Origin of the sequence: Amycolatopsis dongchuanensis (assembly GCF_039542405.1) — a bacterium.
GTDB lineage: Bacteria > Actinomycetota > Actinomycetes > Mycobacteriales > Pseudonocardiaceae > Amycolatopsis_E > Amycolatopsis_E sacchari.
This window is the reverse complement of record NZ_BAABIB010000045.1, coordinates 76523-95406: the sequence shown is the minus strand read 5'-3', so window position 1 is coordinate 95406 and position 18884 is coordinate 76523. Positions and strand designations below refer to the sequence as shown.

The following is an 18884-nucleotide window of genomic DNA, read 5'->3' as shown; positions in this document are numbered from 1 at the left end:
TCGGGGGAAGGGCGGCGCTCCCGGGATTTTCTCAGGCCGGGAGCCGCTCGAAGATCAGGTCGCGGCTGACCCGGCCTTCTTCGTCGGCACGCTGCTCGAACTTCGTCCTGGGGCGCCAGCCGGGGCGCGGTGCCCAGTCGGGGAAGCGGTTGCGCAGCAACGGTTCCGCGCTGCACACCTCGAGCATCTGGTCGGCGTAGTGCGCCCAGTCGGTGGCGAGGTGGAGTATCCCGCCCGGCGCGAGCCGGGACGCCACGAGCTCGATGAACGGCGGCTGCACCAGCCGCCGTTTGTGGTGCCGCTTCTTGGGCCACGGGTCGGGGAAGAAGATGCGCACCCCGGAGAGCGATTCGGGCGCGATGTGCTCGTTCAGCAGGACGACGGCGTCCCCGTGCAGCAGCCGCAGGTTCCGCAGCGCGAGCTTCTCGGCCCGCAGCATCAGCTGCCCGAGCCCCGCCTCGTACACCTCGACGGCGACGTAGTTGACCTCCGGCTCGGCGGCGGCGAGCTGTGCCGTCGTCTCGCCCATGCCGGACCCGATCTCCAGCAGCACCGGCGCCGACCGCCCGAACCACCCGGCGAAGTCGAGCGGACCCGGCGGCAGCTCCGCCACCTCACGGCCCAGCTCCGGCCAGTGCTGCTCCCAGGCCCGCTGCTGCCCGACGGTCATCCGCCCGCCGCGCTGCACGTAGCTGACCACGCTCCGGAGTCTTGGCTGCTGCTCGCTCTCCACAGGCCCAAACTAGCCGGGCCCTAACGCACCGCTTCGAACTCCCCCAGGCGGGAGCGCAGCCCGGCCAGGCCCGCGACCGCGATCGGTGCCGGGGTGGTGCCGCTGTGTGCGGGCAGCACGTCGATCCAGCCGTCGTGCCTGCTGGTGTGCAGCAACGTCGTGGGGATGTGGTGCCCCGACCGGCCGCGCTCGGAGGGCACGAACTCCCAGTACCCGGACTCGCCGTCGGCGACCCACGGCACGTACTCCCAGCCCGGGCGGCGCGCCAGCAGCTGCGCCACGCGGTCCTCGACGCGGAACCCGTCCGCGCGGGTGGCGAGCCTGCCTTCGGCCAGCGCGCGCAGCCACCACGGACAGGGGATCTGCTCCCCGCTCGCGGACACCGCGCGGTAGAGGCTCAGCACCTCGCTCTCCGGGGCGCGGTGGATCCAGGCGCGGCGGATCTCCGCCGGTCTGGCCGCCATCGCGGCGTCACGGGGCAGCTCGATCGCGTGGGACCACTGCAGGCCGTCCAGCGGTTCGAGAAGCGGGGGGTGCGCGGCAGTGCGCGGAGCGGGAACGGGAATGGCGATCTCTCGTCCGATTTCCACCGTCAAGGGTCACCTCCATCGGGTTTCCTGACGTGGTGACACCCATATTCCCTGGTCAATCCCCCCATGTCTGCTTCCTGTGGCCCCCAACACAGATCATTAACGACGTCTTAACCTGATTCGGCTAACGGTCACCAGGGATTAATCGATGACCGGCCCCCCGGAATGGCGAAGGCCCGGGCCGCCCCCCGAATGGCGGCCCGGGCCTTTCTTCCCCTGTCCGGCTGGGCGCTCCCCGAATTTTCAGCGCCTGTCCGCCGGAGTCCCCTGTGGGAGTTCCTACGCGTCGCGCCGCTTGGCGGTGCTGATCGCGATGATCAACAGGACGGCGGCCACCCCGGCGAAGTACACCAGCGCCCAGCCCTGGTCCAGCGGCGACGTCGACAGCGGTGCGCCCGCCGCCGCGTCCCGCCCGGCGTTGGCGCCGCCGCTGCCGGTGAGGAACTTGTTGGCCACGTTGAACGGCATCCACTCGTAGATGTCGTCGCCGATGCTGGGGATCAGCCGGACCAGGCTCTCCACCGCGAGCATGTAGATCAGCAGCAGCGCGATGGCCCCGGCGCTGTGCCGCAGCAGGATGCCGACGGCGACCGCGATGACGGCGGCCAGCGCGTAGACCACGCCGACCCCGGCGACGTTGATCCAGTCGGCCCCGCTGTCGAGCGCCAGGTCCGCGTTGGGCTTGAGCACCGTGCCGATGGCCCACGAGCCGAACGCGCTGATCTCCCCGATGACCAGCGCGAGCAGCGCGACGACGGTCGTCTTGGCCAGCAGCGCCGACGCCCGGTGCGGCACGGCCTGGAAGGTGGTGCGGATGGTGCCGAAGCGGTACTCGGTGGTGACCGACAGCGCGGCCAGCACCATGATCACGGCCATCCCGAAGCTGTAGCCGAACTGGGTCGACGCGACGGTGGCCGGGAACTCGTCGCCGGAGTTGCCGACGACCAGCGCCGAGAACCCGATCGTGATCACGAGCGCGATCAGCGCGCACCACCACGGCGAGCGGGTGGTGAACAGCTTGATGCGTTCCACTGCGAGCAGAGTCATTGTTCTCGTCTCCCCTATTCGGCGCTCGTCCGGAGCACCTGCTGCGCTTCGGCCTCGAGGCCGGTGTGGTACTCCACCGAATCGCCGGTGATCTGCATGAACGCCTGCTCCAGCGAGCCCGTCTGCGGGCTCAGCTCGTGCAGCACGACGCCGTTCTCCGCGGCCAGCTCACCGATCTTGTCACTGTCCATTCCGGACACGAGCACGCCGCCGTCGTTGTCCGTGAGCGAGGCGCCGGCCCGTTCGAGCACGGGCCGCAGCCGGTCGAGGTGCGGGCTGCGCACCTTCACCGTGTTGTCCGCGGCGCGGGCGACGAACTGCTGGGTGGTGCTCTGCGAGATGAGCCTGCCCTTGCCGATGACCACCAGGTTGCTCGCGGTCAGCGCCATCTCCGACAGCAGGTGGCTGGACACGAACACCGTCCGCCCCTCGTCGGCGAGGCGGTGCATGAACTTGCGGATCCAGAGGATGCCCTCCGGGTCCAGCCCGTTCACCGGCTCGTCGAACAGCAGCACCTCCGGGTCGCCGAGCAACGCCCCCGCGATGCCCAGCCGCTGCGACATGCCCAGCGAGAACCCGCCGGCCCGCTTGTTCGCGACGCTGGTGAGACCGACGATCTCCAGCACCTCGTCGACGCGGCGCATCGGGATCTTGTTCGACGTCGCCATCCAGCGCAGGTGGGAGCGCGCCGAACGGTTCGGGTGCACCCACTTCGCGTCGAGCAGCGCGCCGACGGTGCGCAGCGGGGACTTGAGGTCGTGATAGCGCTTTCCGCCGATGGTGACGGAACCCGCGGTCGGGTTGTCGAGCCCGAGGATCATCCGCATGGTGGTGGATTTCCCGGCGCCGTTCGGGCCGAGGAAGCCGGTGACGCGGCCTGGTTCGACACTGAACGACAGGTTGTCCACGGCCAGCGTCTTGCCGTATCGCTTGGTGAGGCCCTGTGCCTCGATCATGACTGCTCCCCTGTGTCAGGCCTTCGATTGCCCCTCGTGCCACATCTTTTCGGATCGGGCGGTGCCGGCGCGTCATCCTGGAGGTCGAACTTCCACCCGACTGCGGTAGTAGCTTCCCCTGCCCGGCCCTCCCCCGCGATCGGGAATGACCCTGAGTGACCCCTGAGCTTTCGTCACCCGCGCCCTGAGATGTTCCGCAGATGGGCGGCGACGCTCTCGAGGTCGCGACGATCGCCGAAGGGGTTTCGCATGCGGGACAGACCAGAACCGGGTCATCGCGATCCGGTCGGCCGCCGCACGAACCACAGCGCGGCTGGTCCGCCTCGTCGCGCTTCTTCCGTCGCCCGAAGAACACCAAGGCCCCCTTTGCGGGTTCGTCAGCCCTGACCCGGCCGGATCAGGCCCGTCTCGTAGGTGAGGACGACCGCCTGCACGCGGTCGCGCAGTCCGAGTTTCGCCAGAATGCGGCCGACGTGGGTTTTCACCGTCGCCTCGGAGAGGAACAGCTTTTCCGCGATTTCGACGTTCGACAGGCCTTTCCCGATCAACACGAGCACCTCTCGCTCCCGGTCGGTCAGCACGTCCAACACCGATTCGTCCCGTGGCGCGCCCGCGCTGACGAACCGGTCCAGCAGGCGCCGGGTCACCGACGGCGAGACCACCGCGTCCCCGCTGGCCACCGCGTGCAGGGCGGACACCAGGTGCGCCGGCGGCGTGTCCTTCAGCAGGAACCCGCTCGCGCCGCCCTGCAGCGCCGCGTACACGTACTCGTCCAGGTCGAACGTCGTCATCACGAGCACGCGGGCGGTCCCGGCCGCGACGATCCGCTTCGTCGCCTCGACGCCGTCGAGCACGGGCATCCGCACGTCCATCAGCACGACGTCCGGCCGCAGTTCGTCGGCGAGCCGCACCGCCTCGGCGCCGTCACCGGCTTCCCCGACGAGCTCGATGCCCTCCTGCGCGCCGAGCACCATGCGGAACCCGGCCCGCATCAGCTCCTGGTCGTCGACCACCACCACCCTGATCACGGCGTCAACCTAACGGGCAGCGTCGCGTGCACCCGCCACCCACCGCCGGGCACCGGGCCGACCTCGAGCGAGCCCCCGTAGACGTGGGTGCGCTCGCGCATCCCGATCACCCCATTGCCGCCCGGCAGCGGCCGTTCCGCGGGCACCAGCAGCCGGCCCGCCCCGTCGTCGGTGACCACGACCTCGACGACGTCCTCACCGCGTTCGACGCGCACGTGCGCCCGCGCCCCGCGCCCGGCGTGCTTGAGCGTGTTGGTCAGCGACTCCTGCACGATCCGGTACACCCCGAGCGAGACCCCGGCGGGCAGCCCGGTCAGCGTGCCCTCGATCTCCAGCCGCACCGGCACCCCCGCCTGCCGCACGCGTTCGGCCAGCTCGGCGAGCGACTCGGCGTCGGGCTGCGGGATGCGGGGCACGCCGGCGTCCTCGTCGCGCAGGACCTGCAGCAGCCTGCGCAGCTCGGCCAGCGCCTCCCGGCCGGTGGCCGAGATCGTCTGCACCGCGCGTTCCGCCAGCTCCGGGTTCGAGCGCAGCGCGTACGACGCGCCGTCCGCCTGCACGACGATCACGCTGACCGCGTGCGCCACCACGTCGTGCAGTTCACGCGCGATGCGCCCCCGCTCCACGGCGACGGCGATGCGGCTGGCGTGGTCGCGTTCGGTCTCCAGCAGGTGCAGCCGTGCCTCGACCTCCGCGTGGTACGCCCGCCGCGCGCCGACGAACTCGCCCATGAGCCAGCAGAACGAGAAGGCCACCGTGACCACGATCAGCGCGACCACCCACTGCGTCGACCAGGTCACCGCGGTCTGCACGACGATCGTGACCAGCTGCGCCGCGAGGTACCAGGCCCCCTGCCTGCGCCCGACGTAGACGACCAGCGTGTACAACGCGATCACGCTCGCGAACAGGCTGCCGAACCCCAGCTGGAGCACGCTGTGCGGGATGCTCACGGCCAGCACGACGTAGGCGGTGGTGAGCGGGGCTCGCCGCCGGAACGCCAGCGGCACGACCATCGCCAGGTCCAGCGGGACGGCGACGTACCACGGGTGGCCGTCCGGCTGCTGCTGGTTCGCGGCGATCACGAACACCAGCAGGTCCAGCAGTGCCAGCAGCGCGGCGAGGAGGCTGTCGCCCACCATCGGATGCGCGCGCATCCAGAGACTCAGTCGGCGCACGGGGTCCACGGTAGGCGCGGGCGGGCCGCACCCGCGTCAGCCGGCGGTAGCACCTTCGATGGGACTCCGGGACGATGCGTGGCAGTATCCGGTTCCGGAGAACTGCGGAGGGGGGCGCGTCGTGCCGGACCAGGGCCGTCTGGCTGGCCCGCTGTCGATGTCGGTGGCCGCGTTGTGCCGCCGGCTGCAGCCGCAGGTGTCCGCCCGCACCGCGGCCGGGTTCGCGGAGGTGGTCCGCAGGCTCGGTGCCCCGCTGCAGGTGGCGGTCGCCGGGCGCATCAAGTCCGGTAAGTCCACGCTGGTCAACGCCCTGATCGGGCGCCGGGTCGCGCCGACCGACGTCGGCGAGTGCACGCGGCTGGTCACCCGCTTCCAGTACGGCACGGTCGACCGGATCGAGGTCGTGTTCCGCAACGGCCGCAAGCAGGTGCTGCCCTTCGCGCCGGACGGCAGCATCCCCGCCGACCTCGGCCTCGACATCGCCGCCGTCTCGCACCTGGAGGCGTACCTGACGAGCGCGGTGCTGCAGGGCATGACCGTCATCGACACCCCGGGGCTCGGCTCGCTCGACGCGGCGTCGGTGTCGCGCACGGAGGAGCTGCTGGGCGCCGCGAAGCAGGACCAGGGCTCCGACGAGCTGGACGACACCTCGCGGAACGCGGTCGCCGGCGCCGAGGCCGTGCTGTACGTCGTGACCCAGGGCGTGCGCGCCGACGACCACCAGGCGCTCGCGGCGTTCACGGCCGCCACGGCGAGCCGCGAGGCGGGGCCCGTCAACGCGATCGCCGTGCTGAACAAGGCGGACACGATCGCGCCGGAGTCCGTGGAAGGCGCGGGCGACGACGTGTGGAAGGCCGCCACGATCCTCGCCGAGAAGCAGGCCGCCCTGCTCAAACCCCGCGTCGCCGACGTGCTGCCGGTGATCGGTCTGCTCGCCGAGACGGCCGAGTCCGGGCAGTTCACCTCCGCCGACGCCGAGGCGCTGCGCAGGCTGGCGGCCCTGGACGAGGCGACGCTGGAAACCATGCTGATGGCGGCGGACATCTTCACCAGCTGGGAGTGCGACGTGCCCGCCGGCACGCGCCTGCGGCTGCTGGAGAAGCTCGACCTGCACGGCGTGCGCCGCGCGCTCGACGCGATCCGCGCCGACCCGGACATCCCGGCGGGGTCGCTGCGCCGCATCCTGCTCGACGCGTCGGGGCTCGCCGCGGTGCGGGCGAGGCTCAACGTCGTGTTCGCCGCCCGAGCCGACGGCATCAAAGCCGCCGCCGCGCTCGCCTCGGTGACCGCGCTCGCGCACGCGTCGGGTGATCCGGCGGAGCGGCAGCGCGTCCACGACGCGATCGAGGTCCTGCTCGCCCGGCCGGAGGCGCACCAGCTGCGGTTGCTGGAGGCGCTGACCCTGGTCGCGGGCGGGGCGGTCGACCTGCCCGAGGACCTGGCCGAGGAGGTGCTGCGGGTGGGCAGCAACGCCGACCTCGACGCCCAGCTGGGCCTGCCCGGCGGCACGAGGGCGGAGCTGGCGGCGCACGCGCTGGAGCGGGCGGGCTGGTGGCGTTCGTTCGCGTCCTTCGGCGCGACCCCGGCGCAGAGCCGCGTCGCCCACGTCGTGCACCGCGCGTACTTCCTGATCTGGCAACAGCTGCGCGAGAACCGGGGGTGAGTGCAGTGCCTTCGTGGTTTCGCCGGGAACCCGACCCGGACACCGAGGACCCGACCGGGCAGATCCCGGCCGAGCACATGGCGAAGTTCATCGAGGAGGCCGACGGAACCGGGGCGGGCGGCGGCGCGTCGAACGACGACGTGAACTCGCTGTTGGAGCGGGCGCTGGCCGACCGCCAGGCGCTCATTCAGCTGTGCCTCTACGCCCTCGACCGGGCGCGCAGCGGCGGCGTGGTCGAGCGCATCGAACAGGGCCTTGCCGGGATCGGCGTGACGGCGGTGCGCCCGGACGGGCAGCGGTTCGACCCGTCGCGGCACGAGGCGGGTGGCGCGGTGCTGACCGACGACCCGGCGCTGGACGGCGTGGTCGCCGAGACCGAGGTGGTCGGGTTCGCCGACCACGACCAGCTGCTGCGGGCCCCGGTCGTCACGGTGTACACGAAGCGATGACGGTCACGAGCCTGCCCGCCCAGGTCAAGCAGGCCCGCGAAGCCCTGCTGGCGCTGCTGCGGGAGAACGACCCGCGTGCGGCGCAGTGGGTGGAGGACGTCCGCCGCGCCCGGCCGCGCAAACCGTCGGTCGTCGTGGTCGGCGAGACCAACCGGGGGAAGAGTTCACTGGTCAACGCGTTGCTCGCGACGCCGGGGCTGTCCCCGGTCGACGCCGACGTGGCCACGGCGACGTACCTGGTGTTCGACCACGCGCCCGCGTGGTCGGCGCAGGCGTGCTACCCCGGTCAGCTCGCGCCGGTGGGCATCCCGCTCGGCGAGCTGGTCCGGTGGGTCTCGGCCGCGCACGAGCTGCCCGAGGGCCAGCTCCCGCCCCGGTACGTCGAGGTCACCGGCCCCGTGCCGATCCTCGAACGGGTCTCCATTGTGGACACTCCGGGCGTAGGCGGGCTCGACGCCGCACACGGTGAGCTGGCGATGGAGGCCGCTGCCGGGGCCACCGCGTTGCTGTTCGTGGTCGACGCGTCGGCCCCCTTCACCGCGGGCGAGCTGGACTTCCTGCGCCGGGCGGGTGACCGCGTCGAAACCGTCCTGTTTGCACTGTCCAAAACGGACCAATTCCGCGGCTGGCGCGAGGTGCTTGAAGCCGACCGGCGGCTGCTGGCGGAGCACGCCCCGCGGTTCGCCGACAGCGCGTTCCACCCCGTGTCGGCGCGGATGTTCGAGATGGCCGGCCGTGCGCCGAACGAGCAGGCGGCCGTGCTGCTGCGGGAGCAGTCGGGCGTCATCGCGTTGCAGACCGCCGTGCAGGAGCAGCTGCTCGGCCGGTCGGCGATGCTCGGCGAGGCCAACACGTTGCGCGCGCTCGCCACGGCACTGGGCGAGCAGCACGCGCGGCTGCAGGCGGAGCAGCGTGCGCTGTCCTCCGGCGAGGCCGAGGCCGAAGCCCTGCGCGAGCGCCGTGACCAGCTCGCGGTGGAACGGCGTTCCTCCACGCGGAGCTGGCAGCTGAAGCTGCGCGGCGAGATCCAGCGGGCGCGCGTCGACCTCGGGCACGAGTCGAGCAGGCAGATGCGGGACGCGCAGTCCTGGTTCCGCCAGCAGATCGAGGCGGCGAAGCGCGAGCAGCTGCAGGCGCTGCCGCAGCAGGTGGACGCGGCGCTGAGGATGATCTCGCAGCGGGTCTCGGCGACGCTGGCGTTCCGGCTCAACCGCGTCACCGACGTCGCGCTCGCCGACCTGTTCTCGCCCGAGGAGCTGGACGTCATCCGCGCCCAGTTCCTGCGTGCGGGCGGGCCGCAGGTGGTGCTGCGCCCGCCGGACAAGCGGCCGCCGACGCCGGAGGACAAGCTGCTGGTGTTCATGGGCGTCTCGGGTGGTGTCGGCGCCGGCAAGATCGCCGCGTTGCCGCTGGCCGGGGTCGCCCTGCTGAACCCGGTGGTGCTGCCCGCGACGATCGTCATCGGGCTCGGCGCGGGCTGGTGGATGGCGCGCACGCGCCGGCACGCCGCGGACAAGCAGCACATGAAGCAGTGGCTCGTGGAGTCGATCGCCGACGCGCGCTCGACGCTCGACCAGCTGGTCGCCGAGCAGCTCATCGAGGCCGAGCAGCAGCTGTCGCTCGCGCTCGACGACGCGCTGGGCAGGCGCATCGAGGCCATCGAGACCGAGCTGAAAGAAGTCGACAAGGCGATCAAGATGGACACCCAGGAACGGTCCCGCCGGCTCGCCGAGCTGAACCGGCGGATCCGCGAGACCGCGGAGGGCCGTGACCGGGCCGAACAGCTGTTGTCCCACATCCGCACCATCCGCGACCAGGGCTGATGCCGATCGGGTCTGGCTGGTTGTGCCGGGGAACCGAACCGGCATACGGTGAGTCCAAGTTCCCGAGATCAGTGACCTCGGAAGGGGAAGAGCGGGCCGTGTGGATCGATGAGACTGGTGGCGCCGACGCGACGAGCACCGCACCCGACGGCGAGCTGGAGATCTCCGTCGAGGGCCAGACGTACAGCGCGGATGAGAACTTCGACATCGACCACGACGGGCAGGACGACACGGTCCGCCTCGACAACGCCGACGGCACGATGACCGCGTACGTCGACACGGACGGCGACGGTCACGCCGACGAGTACCTGCACACCGACACCGAGGGCAACGTCGTCGAGGCCGCCCGCTTCGACTCCACCACGGGTGACTGGATCGCCTCCGGCGAGCCCGGCGGCACCGGCTCGGGCAGTGACGCCGGGCACCAGGGCGAGCTGACCGCGGACCTGGCGGACGGCACGGTGGAGCTCGGGCCCGCCACCGTCGACAGCGACAACGACGGCACGGCCGACACCGCGGTCGTCACCGACGCCGACGGCAACACCCGCCTGTTCACCGACACCGACGGTGACGGCAGCGCCGACGTGCAGACGGTCATCACCCCGGCAGGCGAGTCGCACACGTACGACCACAGCGGCACCGGCGAGTGGACCGAGGTGAACGGCGTCCGCGCCGACAGCGACGCGTTGTGGGGCACGCCGGGCCGGGACACCGTCGAAGGGGTCGCGCGCATCGACTCCGGCACCGGGCAGTGGATTTCGCAGAACTGAGGGGCCAGCACCCCGAGCCGGCTTCCCCGCGGGGGAGCCGGCTTTTTGCTGTCCGTTACGCGCGAATCGGGTATCGGCCAGATCACGGTGACGCCGGAAAAATTTCTCGGCTACGCCGTCTCAGCGATATCTGAATCGATTCCCTGATCGTTCTTGTGAGAGAACCGACAGCTCAGGGCTCGGTTACCGGCCTTCGCCTTGGCTACCCTCAAGGAATCCCATTTCCCAGCACACCGGTCGCCAGCCGGTGCGCGAAGCCATTCGGTCGCCGGCGATGGAGCCCGCATCCGGACAACCAGTCGCGTCCGGGTGCGGGCTCCTCCCGTCGAAGTCAGGAGAAGGAATGACTGCAGTAGCCATCCCGGGACTGGACAAGGCGCCGACCTCACACAGCGGAGTGCTCGCGTGGGTTCGTGAAGTCGCCGAGCTGACCACTCCTGACCGAGTGGTGTGGTGTGACGGCTCCGAGGAAGAGGCCGCGCGGATCAATTCCGAACTCGTCGACGCGGGCACGTTCGTGCCGCTGGAGGCGAAGCCGAACTCGTTCTGGGCCGCGTCGGACCCCAGCGACGTCGCGCGCGTGGAGGAGCGGACGTTCATCTGCTCCGAGCGCGAGGAGGACGCCGGGCCGACCAACAACTGGGTGCACCCGGACGAAATGCGCGCCACGATGACCGAGCTGTACCGGGGCTGCATGCGGGGCCGCACGATGTACGTGATCCCGTTCTGCATGGGCCCGCTCGGCGCGGACGACCCGAAGCTGGGCATCGAGATCACCGACTTCGCCTACGTCGTCGCGTCGATGCGCGTGATGACGCGGATGGGCAAGGCGGCGCTGGAGAAGTTCGTGACCGAGGACGGCACCGAGCGCCCGTTCGTGCCCGCGCTGCACTCGGTGGGCAAGCCGCTGGAGCCGGGTGAGCAGGACGTGCCCTGGCCCTGCAACGACACGAAGTACATCTCGCACTTCCCGGAGACGCGTGAGATCTGGAGCTACGGCTCGGGCTACGGCGGGAACTCCTTGCTGGGCAAGAAGTGCTACTCGCTGCGCATCGGTTCGGTGATCGCCCGCGACGAGGGCTGGCTCGCCGAGCACATGCTGATCCTCAAGCTGATCTCGCCGGAGGACAAGGCGTACTACATCGCCGCGGCGTTCCCCAGTGCGTGCGGCAAGACCAACCTCGCGATGCTGCAGCCGACGATCCCGGGCTGGCGCGCGGAAACCCTCGGCGACGACATCGCGTGGATGCGCTTCGGCGAGGACGGCCGGCTGTACGCGGTGAACCCGGAGTTCGGCTTCTTCGGCGTCGCGCCGGGCACCGACTGGCACACCAACCCGAACGCCATGCGCACCATCGAGCAGGGCAACACGGTGTTCACCAACGTCGCGCTGACCGACGACGGTGACGTGTGGTGGGAGGGCATGGACTCCAAGCCCGAGCACCTGACGTCGTGGAAGAAGCAGGACTGGACGCCGGAGTCGAGCGAGCCCGCCGCGCACCCGAACTCGCGCTACTGCACGCCGATGTCGCAGTGCCCGATCCTCGCGCCCGAGTGGGACGACCCGAAGGGCGTGCCGATCTCGGCGATCCTGTTCGGCGGCCGCCGCGCCACCACGGTGCCGCTGGTGAACGAGGCGCGTGACTGGCAGCACGGCGTGTTCATGGGCGCCACCATGTCGTCGGAGAAGACGGCCGCCGCGGCCGGCAAGGTCGGCGAGGTGCGCCGCGACCCGATGGCGATGCTGCCGTTCCTCGGCTACCACGCCGGTGACTACTTCAAGCACTGGATCGAGCTCGGCAAGTCGGCCGACGGCACGAAGCTGCCGAAGATCTTCTACGTCAACTGGTTCCGCCGCGGCGACGACAAGCGGTTCCTGTGGCCGGGCTTCGGCGAGAACTCGCGCGTGCTCAAGTGGATCGTCGAGCGCATCGAGGGCAAGGCGAACGCCGTCGAGACGCCGATCGGTCTCGTGCCGCGGGCCGAGGACCTCGACACCGAGGGCCTGAAGGAGCCGCTGGCCGACATCCAGGCGGCGCTGGACGTCGACCCCGACGAGTGGCGCCAGGAGATTCCGCTGATCGAGGAGTGGTTCGCCAAGATCGGCGACAGGGTCCCGTCCAACCTGCGGGATGAGCTGGAGTTGCTCAGGCAGCGGCTCGGCTGAGGTATGCCGGAGGCAGCCGGTTTTCCCTTGACAGAAGGGAAAACCGGCTGCTTCCGTGAGTGGCGTGTTCCGGTTCGGGGTCAACATGATGGCGCCCGGCGAGCGCGCCGGGTGGGTGGACAAGTGCCGCAGGGCCGAGGACCTGGGGTACGACGTGGTGTGCGTGGCCGACCACCTGGGCATGCCGGCGCCGTTCCCGGCGCTGGTGCTCGCGGCGGAGGTCACCGAGCGCCCGAAACTGTGTCCGTTCGTGCTGAACGCGGCGTTCTACAACCCCGTGCTGCTGGCCCGCGAGATCACGACGGTGCGGGACTTCCTGGGCGGGCGGCTGGAGCTGGGGCTGGGCGCGGGCTACGCGAAGCCGGAGTTCGACGAGGCCGGTATCCCGTGGGAGAGCGGCGGCAGGCGGATCGACCGGATGGTGGCCGCGCTCGACGCGCTCGGTGCGCCCGGCTGCCCGCTGCTCATCGGCGGCTGGGGCGACCGCATGCTCCGGCTGGCGGCCGAGCGGGCCGACATCGTCGCGTTCACCGGCGCGGGCGCGCAGCCGGACGGGAGTTTGTCGACGCTGGCGGGGGCGCCGGCGTTCCGCGAGCGCGTCGAGTTCGTGCGTGCCGCGCTGGGCGAGCGCGAAGCCGAGCTGAACGTCCTGATCCAGTTCGTCGACGTGACGGCCGATCGCCGCGGCTCGCTGGAACGGTTGCGGCCGTACGCGCCGGGGCTGTCGGCCGAGGAACTGGGCGAGCTGCCGACGCTGCTCGTCGGCACGGCGGAGCAGATCGCCGAGCAACTGCGCGAGCAGCGCGAAAAGCTGGGCCTGACCTACATCAGCGTCATGGAGCGCGACTTCGAGGCCTTCGCCCCGGTGATCGAACTGCTCCGCTAGCAGCAACACCTAAGCCGGGACGGCTCCACGCAGGGCTTCGAGCGGCAGGCCGACCGCGTCGGCCACCGCGACGACCGTGAAGAACGCCGGGGTCGGGATGCGGCCCGTCTCGATCTTCCGCAGCGTTTCCACCGAGATCCCGGCCTCCGCGGCCACCTCGACCATGCTGCGCGAGCCCCGCGCCTCCCGGAGGACGGCACCCAGCCGCTCACCACGGGCACGCTCGGCTTCGGTCAGCGGGACACGCACCATGTCCCCAGTCTATCCGCCAAATCCTCCACAACCTGTGGACAACTCTGTGCACAGGTTGTGGGCAAAGCGAAGGCCCCGCCGGGCGATCGCACGGCGGGGCCTTCGAACTGCGGGAACTCAGGCGCCGGGCGGCACCGGCAACGGCATCCCCGGCAGGGTCTGGTCGTTCGGCACGATGCCGTCCACCAGGTAGTCCTCCACAACCTTGTCCACCGCCGCGTTGCCGCCGGCGTAGATGCCGTGGTCGCCCTCACCGGTCACGGTGATCATCCGCGAGCCCTGGAACGCCCGGTGCGCGCGCTGCGCCCCTTCGATCGGCGTCGCCGGGTCGTGGGTGGACTGGACCATCAGCACCGGGGCCACACCCTTGCCGTTGAGCACGGGCAGCGGCACCGGCTGGTTGCGCCAGAAGATGCACGGCTGGATCAGCCAGCCCCAGCCGAGCAGCGGGTACTGCGGGCCGAGCTGGTCGGACTGCCGGATCGCGGTCTGGCGGTTGCCGAACCACGGGCCCTCGTTGCACGGGATCGTCCAGAAGCTCGCGTCGTAGGCGTCGTCGTAGTCGGTCGGCACGACGAGCGGCTGCGGGCCGAGCGCCTTGTCCTCCGCGTGCTCCGCCTTGACCTCGCGCTTCGCCGCGACCTGCTGGTCGGCGGGCGCGTTCTGCGTCAGCGTCCGGACGTTGACCAGGTACTCGGCCAGCGACGGGAACGAGCGCTTGCTGTAGATGTTCGACGCGATGTAGGAGTCCAGCTCGTTGGCCGACAGCGGCGCGCCGTCGACGTCCACGGGCTGCTTCGCCAGCGCGGCGCGGACCTGCTCGTACGTCTGCCGAGCGGCCTCACCCGTGGTGCCGAAGTGGTACAGCTTGTCGTACTTCGCCATCCACGGCAGGAAGTCCTCGCGCCACCGGCGCTCGAAGCCCAGCGGCTGCCAGTCGAACGACTTCTGCCACGTGGTGGTGAACTCGGTGTTCGAGTCCAGCACGAAGTGCTCGGCGCGGTTCGGGAACGCCTGCGCGTAGTGCGCGCCCAGCCACGTGCCCGCCGAGTAGCCCACCCAGTTGACCTTCTGCCTGCCCAGCAGCACGCGCAGCAGGTCCAGGTCGTGCACGGTCTGGTCGGTGTTGATGAACGGCCCCAGCTCGCCCGACTTGACCTGGCACGAGTCCGCCGCGTACTTCGTCGCGTCGAGGATCAGGTTCAGGTTCGGCCTGCTGCGGTCACGCGGGTCGAGCGTGTTGCCCGTGCCGATCGCGCCACCGCACGTGATGTTCGTGCTCTTGCCCGTGCCGCGCACGTCGAACCCGACGATCTCCTGGTGCGCGCGCAGCTTCGCCTGGTTGCGCAGCCGGGCGGGGAAGATCCGGCCGGGCGCGCCCGGCCCGCCGGGGTTGACCAGGACGCTCGCGGTCGCGTCGCCGGTCGCCTTGAGCCTGCTCACGGCGATCGTCAGGTCGACGTTCGCGCCGGGGTGGTACCAGTCGCGCGGGGTGCGGTAGGTCGCGCACTCGATACCCTCCGCCCCCGCGGGCGGCGTCTGGCCGGACAGCTCGTCCGAGGTGCAGGTGTGCCAGCTCAGCGCCTGGCTCGCGTACTTGGCGGGAATGCCCGTGGAGTTCAACGGCAGTGCCGGGGCCGCCGCGGCGACCGTGCTGCCCGCCAGCAGGGCGCCGGCCAGTGCCGGGATCACCACCGCGTAGCGCTTCGACTTCATGCTTCGCCCCTTCGGTTCAGCGGTCGCACCTTCCTATCCGCCGAGGGCGATCCGGGCAACCCTCCTTAGTCGGGCGTTCCCTGCCCGAATCGATATCACGGGTGGTCGTGACGGAGCCGGGAGGCAGGACATAAGGTGCTGCTCGGTCGTCCGAACGTGCTAGCGAGGTCCGATGTCTGGCAAAGCCGCCGGGAAGGTCACGGGGCTGCAGTTCCGCCCGTGGAACCTGTTCCTGCTGATCCCGTTGTTGATGTTGGTCACCCCGTGGTTCAACTTCGACAGGCCGAGGTTGTTCGGGTTGCCGTTCTTCTACTGGTTCCAGTTCGTCTACGTGATCATCGGGGTCGCCTCGGTGGCCGTGGTGTACCTGACCACGAAGGACACGCCCGTCGTGAAGGGCAAGCCGGACCGGCTCGCCGTCGACGAGCTGGACGAGGGGGAGCAGCGATGACGCCGGGCAACGGCCTGCAGTGGACCGAGCTGAGCATCTTCGTGGTGCTCTTCCTGTTCGTCACGGTCCTGGGGTTCGTGGCGGCCCGCTGGAAGGCGGCGTCCTCCCTCGACCACCTCGACGAATGGGGGCTGGGCGGCCGCAAGTTCGGCGGCTGGATCACGTGGTTCCTCGTCGGCGGTGACCTCTACACCGCGTACACGTTCGTCGCCGTGCCGGCGCTCGTGTTCGGTGCCGGAGCGCTCGGCTTCTATGCCCTTCCGTACACGGTGATCCTGTACCCGATCGTCTTCCTGCCCGCGCTGCGCATGTGGTCGGTGTCCCGCTCCCGCGGTTACGTGACGCCGGCGGACTTCGTGCGCGGCCGGTACGGCTCGCCGACGCTGGCGCTGCTGATCGCGATCACCGGCATCGTCGCGACGATGCCCTACATCGCGCTGCAGCTGGTGGGCCTGGAGGCGGTGCTGCGCACGATGGGCCTCAACGGTTCGGGCATCGTCGGGCACCTGCCGCTGCTGATCGCGTTCGTCATCCTGGCGCTCTACACCTACCAGTCCGGGCTGCGCGCGCCCGCGTTGATCGCGTTCGTCAAGGACGGGCTGATCTACGTCGTCATCCTGGTCGCGGTGTTCTACCTGCCCGCGAAGCTCGGCGGCTGGTCGCACATCATCGACACCTCGGCGGCGACGTTCGCGCAGAAGAAGTCCGGTTCGGTGCTGCTGACCGGCACCAACCAGCTGCAGTACATCACCCTGGCGCTGGGTTCGGCGCTGGCGCTGTTCCTCTACCCGCACTCGCTCACGGGCGTGCTCGCCTCGCGCGGCCGCAACGTGATCAAGCGGAACATGATGGCGCTGCCCGCGTACTCGTTCCTGCTGGGCCTGCTCGCGCTGCTGGGCTACGTCGCCATCACGGCGGGCGTCAAGCCGATCACCAACGCGGCCACCGGCAGGCCGGACTCGAACACCGTCATCCCGGTGCTGTTCGACATCCAGTTCCCGTCGTGGTTCGCGGGCATCGCGTTCGCGGCCATCGGGATCGGCGCGCTCGTGCCGGCGGCGATCATGTCGATCGCGGCGGCGAACCTGTGGACCCGCAACATCTACAAGGAGTACCTGAAGCGGGACGCGACGCCGAAGCAGGAGGCGAACCAGGCGAAGCTGGCCTCGCTGGTGGTGAAGTTCGGCGCGGTCGCGTTCATCCTGTTCATCGACCCGCAGTTCTCCATCGACCTGCAGCTGATCGGCGGTGTGCTGATCCTGCAGACGCTGCCCGCGGTGGCGATCGCGCTGTACACGCGCTGGCTGCACCGCTGGGGGCTCATCGCGGGCTGGGCCGTCGGCATGGCGTGGGGCCTGATCATGCTCTACAACATCCCGAACCCGGCCAACGGCAAGGCGCACTTCGGTGGCTCGGCGATGCCGCTGGGCAAGCTGTCGATCTTCGGCTGGCACCCGTTCGACGGCGTGGCGACGCAGATCTACCCGGGTTTCGTGGCGCTGGTGGCGAACCTCGTGGTCGCGGTCGTCGTCACGGTGATCGCCCGGCAGCTGAAGATCTTCAACGGCACGGACGACACCGAGGGCACCGACTACCACGCCGACGAGCACGACGAGGACCTCCGGCCGATCGGGGCGCACTGACGTGCCCGTCAGCCGCTTCCCGGTGGTCGAGCTGGAGGACCTGCCCGGCGACCTCCGCGATCGCGTCGGCGCGATCGCGGAGAAGTCGGGGTTCGTGCCGAACATCTTCCGGGCGCTCGGCCACCGCCCGGCGGAGCTGCGGGCGTTCCTCGACTACCACGACGCGCTGATGGACCGCTCCGAAGGCCTGAGCAAGGCCGAGCGAGAGCTGGTCGTGGTCGCCACCTCGGGCGCCAACCACTGCACGTACTGCGTGGTGGCGCACGGGGCGATCCTGCGGATCCGGGCGAAGGACCCGGAGCTGGCGGACCGCGTGTCGAGCAACCCGTGGCAGGTGGAGCTGGACCGGCGGGGGCGGGCGATCGTCGAGCTCGCCCTCGCGCTGGCCCGCGACTCGCACCTGTTCGGCGAGCGGCACGTCGAGGCGGCACGCGAGGCGGGCCTGACCGAGGACGAGATCTGGGACATCGGCGCGATCACGGCGTTGTTCGCGATGTCGAACCGGCTGGCCCACTTGACCGCGCTCCGCCCGAACCCGGAGTTCTACGGGATGGGCCGGTAGTTCCCCACTCCAGCCGCCAGGTCTCGCCGACCAGGTCCGCGCCGAAGCTGTGGTGCGGTTCCCGGCCGACGACCTGGAACCCCGCCCCGGCGTAGATGCGGCGGGCGGCGGTGAGCACGTCGTTGGTCCACAGCTCCATCGCGGTGTAGCCCTGAGCCTTGGCGAACGCGACGCACTCGGCGACGAGCCGTTTGCCGAGGCCCTGCCCGCGCGCACCCGGCTCGACGAGCAGCAGCCGCAACTTGGCGGTGTGCTCGTCGGAACCGCGGACGCAGAACACGCAGCCCGCGCGTTCCCCGCCGACCTCGGCGATCCACGCCGCTTCCTTCGCGGGCACGTGGTTCTCGACGTAGTCGGCCACGATCCGGGCGGTGAGCGCTTCGAACGTGGCGTCCCACCCGTACTCCTGCGCGTACAACGCGCCGTGCCGCGCCACGACCCAGCCGAAGTCGCCCGGCCGGGGCGGGCGCAGCACGACGGTGGCGTCACGGGGTCGGTCGCCGACGAGCTCGGTGATCACCCGCATGGAGCGCAGGAGCCGCTGCTGGTCCTCGTCGGTGAACCGGCCGAGGAGCTTGCCGATCTGTTCGATGGTGCGCTGTTCGAGCGAATGCTGAGCTTCCCGGCCGGCTTCGGTGAGCCGGATGAGCTGGCGCCGGGCGTCGGTTTCCGAGCGTTCCCGGACCAGCAGACCGCGGCTCTCCAGGCGGCCGAGCAGGCGGCTGGCGTACCCGGCGTCGAGATCGAGCCGGCGGCGCAGCTCCGCCACTTCCGTGACGCCCTGCTGCTCCAGCTCGTAGAGCACGCGGGCCTCGCTGAGCGAGTGCTCCGTGCCGACGAGCCCTTCGTCGAGGACGCCGATGACGCCCGTGTAGAGCCGGTTGAACGCGCGGACGCGGGAGACCCGGTCCAGCAGCTGGCGATCGTTCATTTGCTCACCTCAACCACTTCGTTGACTGCGTCAAAGAATAAC

Annotated in this window: 18 protein-coding genes; 9 read left to right on the top strand and 9 right to left on the bottom strand. The window is 70.5% G+C overall.

Annotated features, from left to right (window positions below; genetic code table 11):
• Nucleotides 1-31: 31 nt before the first annotated feature.
• The 6 genes from trmB to ABFX51_RS08680 all read right to left on the bottom strand — a co-directional run bounded on the left by trmB (nucleotide 32) and on the right by ABFX51_RS08680 (nucleotide 5493).
• The gene (gene trmB, locus ABFX51_RS08705; protein WP_091506487.1) at nucleotides 32-733 is read right to left on the bottom strand and encodes a tRNA (guanosine(46)-N7)-methyltransferase TrmB; all 702 of its coding nucleotides are present in this window, start codon (nucleotides 731-733) and stop codon (nucleotides 32-34) included.
• A 20-nt stretch (nucleotides 734-753) separates the two neighbouring features.
• Complete coding sequence (locus ABFX51_RS08700) at nucleotides 754-1329, bottom strand: hypothetical protein (protein ID WP_091506486.1); 576 nt, start codon at nucleotides 1327-1329, stop codon at nucleotides 754-756.
• A gap of 273 nt (nucleotides 1330-1602) precedes the next feature.
• Nucleotides 1603-2370, bottom strand: a complete 768-nt coding sequence (locus ABFX51_RS08695; protein WP_143249855.1) for an ABC transporter permease — start codon at nucleotides 2368-2370, stop codon at nucleotides 1603-1605.
• A 14-nt stretch (nucleotides 2371-2384) separates the two neighbouring features.
• Nucleotides 2385-3326 carry an ABC transporter ATP-binding protein gene (locus ABFX51_RS08690; RefSeq protein WP_346053304.1) on the bottom strand — a complete coding sequence of 314 codons (942 nt, stop codon included), beginning with the start codon at nucleotides 3324-3326 and terminating at the stop codon, nucleotides 2385-2387.
• 377 nt (nucleotides 3327-3703) lie between these two features.
• Nucleotides 3704-4354, bottom strand: coding sequence for a response regulator (locus ABFX51_RS08685; protein ID WP_346053302.1), 651 nt, complete (start codon nucleotides 4352-4354; stop codon nucleotides 3704-3706).
• Nucleotides 4351-5493 (bottom strand): sensor histidine kinase, encoded by a 1143-nt coding sequence (locus ABFX51_RS08680; RefSeq protein ID WP_091506479.1) that lies wholly within the window; start codon nucleotides 5491-5493, stop codon nucleotides 4351-4353. Before ABFX51_RS08680 ends, ABFX51_RS08685 begins: the two co-directional genes overlap by 4 nt.
• A 193-nt stretch (nucleotides 5494-5686) precedes the next feature.
• Here ABFX51_RS08680 and ABFX51_RS08675 point away from each other — a divergent pair, with 193 nt between their 5' ends.
• From ABFX51_RS08675 to ABFX51_RS08650, 6 genes are all read left to right on the top strand, one after another.
• Nucleotides 5687-7192, top strand: a complete 1506-nt coding sequence (locus ABFX51_RS08675) for a dynamin family protein (RefSeq protein WP_346053572.1) — start codon at nucleotides 5687-5689, stop codon at nucleotides 7190-7192.
• Nucleotides 7189-7641 (top strand): nucleotide exchange factor GrpE, encoded by a 453-nt coding sequence (gene grpE / locus ABFX51_RS08670; protein WP_428832459.1) that lies wholly within the window; start codon nucleotides 7189-7191, stop codon nucleotides 7639-7641. The genes ABFX51_RS08675 and grpE overlap by 4 nt, the downstream gene beginning before the upstream one ends.
• Complete coding sequence (locus ABFX51_RS08665; protein ID WP_346053301.1) at nucleotides 7638-9464, top strand: dynamin family protein; 1827 nt, start codon at nucleotides 7638-7640, stop codon at nucleotides 9462-9464. The genes grpE and ABFX51_RS08665 overlap by 4 nt, the downstream gene beginning before the upstream one ends.
• A 98-nt stretch (nucleotides 9465-9562) precedes the next feature.
• Nucleotides 9563-10234 (top strand): DUF6802 family protein, encoded by a 672-nt coding sequence (locus tag ABFX51_RS08660; protein WP_346053299.1) that lies wholly within the window; start codon nucleotides 9563-9565, stop codon nucleotides 10232-10234.
• Between the two features lie 343 nt (nucleotides 10235-10577).
• On the top strand, nucleotides 10578-12401 hold the full coding sequence (locus ABFX51_RS08655) for a phosphoenolpyruvate carboxykinase (GTP) (RefSeq protein WP_346053297.1): 1824 nt from the start codon (nucleotides 10578-10580) through the stop codon (nucleotides 12399-12401).
• A 55-nt stretch (nucleotides 12402-12456) separates the two neighbouring features.
• The gene (locus ABFX51_RS08650; RefSeq protein WP_346053295.1) at nucleotides 12457-13287 is read left to right on the top strand and encodes a TIGR03621 family F420-dependent LLM class oxidoreductase; all 831 of its coding nucleotides are present in this window, start codon (nucleotides 12457-12459) and stop codon (nucleotides 13285-13287) included.
• A 9-nt stretch (nucleotides 13288-13296) separates the two neighbouring features.
• Here ABFX51_RS08650 and ABFX51_RS08645 read toward each other — a convergent pair whose 3' ends face one another.
• Together ABFX51_RS08645 and ABFX51_RS08640 are read right to left on the bottom strand one after the other, a co-directional pair.
• Nucleotides 13297-13539, bottom strand: a complete 243-nt coding sequence (locus ABFX51_RS08645) for a helix-turn-helix domain-containing protein (protein ID WP_091506467.1) — start codon at nucleotides 13537-13539, stop codon at nucleotides 13297-13299.
• 117 nt (nucleotides 13540-13656) lie between these two features.
• On the bottom strand, nucleotides 13657-15255 hold the full coding sequence (locus ABFX51_RS08640) for an alpha/beta hydrolase (RefSeq protein WP_346053293.1): 1599 nt from the start codon (nucleotides 15253-15255) through the stop codon (nucleotides 13657-13659).
• A gap of 172 nt (nucleotides 15256-15427) precedes the next feature.
• Between ABFX51_RS08640 and ABFX51_RS08635 the strand changes: the two genes are divergently transcribed.
• Genes ABFX51_RS08635 through ABFX51_RS08625 form a run of 3 tightly spaced genes read left to right on the top strand, consistent with a single transcriptional unit; the run spans nucleotide 15428 to nucleotide 17911 of the window.
• Nucleotides 15428-15706 carry a DUF3311 domain-containing protein gene (locus ABFX51_RS08635; RefSeq protein ID WP_091506463.1) on the top strand — a complete coding sequence of 93 codons (279 nt, stop codon included), beginning with the start codon at nucleotides 15428-15430 and terminating at the stop codon, nucleotides 15704-15706.
• Nucleotides 15703-17349: a monocarboxylate uptake permease MctP gene (gene mctP, locus ABFX51_RS08630; RefSeq protein WP_346053291.1), complete on the top strand. Its 1647-nt coding sequence runs from the start codon at nucleotides 15703-15705 to the stop codon at nucleotides 17347-17349. Before ABFX51_RS08635 ends, mctP begins: the two co-directional genes overlap by 4 nt.
• Nucleotide 17350: 1 nt before the next feature.
• Nucleotides 17351-17911, top strand: a complete 561-nt coding sequence (locus ABFX51_RS08625) for a peroxidase-related enzyme (protein WP_346053289.1) — start codon at nucleotides 17351-17353, stop codon at nucleotides 17909-17911.
• On the opposite strand, the gene ABFX51_RS08620 is transcribed toward ABFX51_RS08625, so the two are convergent.
• Nucleotides 17826-18842 (bottom strand): bifunctional helix-turn-helix transcriptional regulator/GNAT family N-acetyltransferase, encoded by a 1017-nt coding sequence (locus tag ABFX51_RS08620; RefSeq protein WP_346053287.1) that lies wholly within the window; start codon nucleotides 18840-18842, stop codon nucleotides 17826-17828. The two genes, ABFX51_RS08625 and ABFX51_RS08620, sit on opposite strands and share 86 nt — an antisense overlap.
• Nucleotides 18843-18884: the final 42 nt, after the last annotated feature.

Excerpts from the sequence above, each read along its gene's own strand:
- ABFX51_RS08695 (WP_143249855.1), bottom strand. The coding sequence starts at position 2,370 with ATGACTCTGCTCGCAGTGGAACGCATCAAGCTGTTCACCACCCGCTCG.
- ABFX51_RS08690 (WP_346053304.1), bottom strand. The coding sequence starts at position 3,326 with ATGATCGAGGCACAGGGCCTCACCAAGCGATACGGCAAGACGCTGGCC.
- ABFX51_RS08680 (WP_091506479.1), bottom strand. The coding sequence starts at position 5,493 with ATGGTGGGCGACAGCCTCCTCGCCGCGCTGCTGGCACTGCTGGACCTG.
- ABFX51_RS08675 (WP_346053572.1), top strand. The coding sequence starts at position 5,687 with ATGTCGGTGGCCGCGTTGTGCCGCCGGCTGCAGCCGCAGGTGTCCGCC.
- ABFX51_RS08665 (WP_346053301.1), top strand. The coding sequence starts at position 7,638 with ATGACGGTCACGAGCCTGCCCGCCCAGGTCAAGCAGGCCCGCGAAGCC.
- ABFX51_RS08655 (WP_346053297.1), top strand. The coding sequence starts at position 10,578 with ATGACTGCAGTAGCCATCCCGGGACTGGACAAGGCGCCGACCTCACAC.
- ABFX51_RS08645 (WP_091506467.1), bottom strand. The coding sequence starts at position 13,539 with ATGGTGCGTGTCCCGCTGACCGAAGCCGAGCGTGCCCGTGGTGAGCGG.
- ABFX51_RS08640 (WP_346053293.1), bottom strand. The coding sequence starts at position 15,255 with ATGAAGTCGAAGCGCTACGCGGTGGTGATCCCGGCACTGGCCGGCGCC.
- ABFX51_RS08635 (WP_091506463.1), top strand. The coding sequence starts at position 15,428 with ATGTCTGGCAAAGCCGCCGGGAAGGTCACGGGGCTGCAGTTCCGCCCG.
- mctP (WP_346053291.1), top strand. The coding sequence starts at position 15,703 with ATGACGCCGGGCAACGGCCTGCAGTGGACCGAGCTGAGCATCTTCGTG.
- ABFX51_RS08620 (WP_346053287.1), bottom strand. The coding sequence starts at position 18,842 with ATGAACGATCGCCAGCTGCTGGACCGGGTCTCCCGCGTCCGCGCGTTC.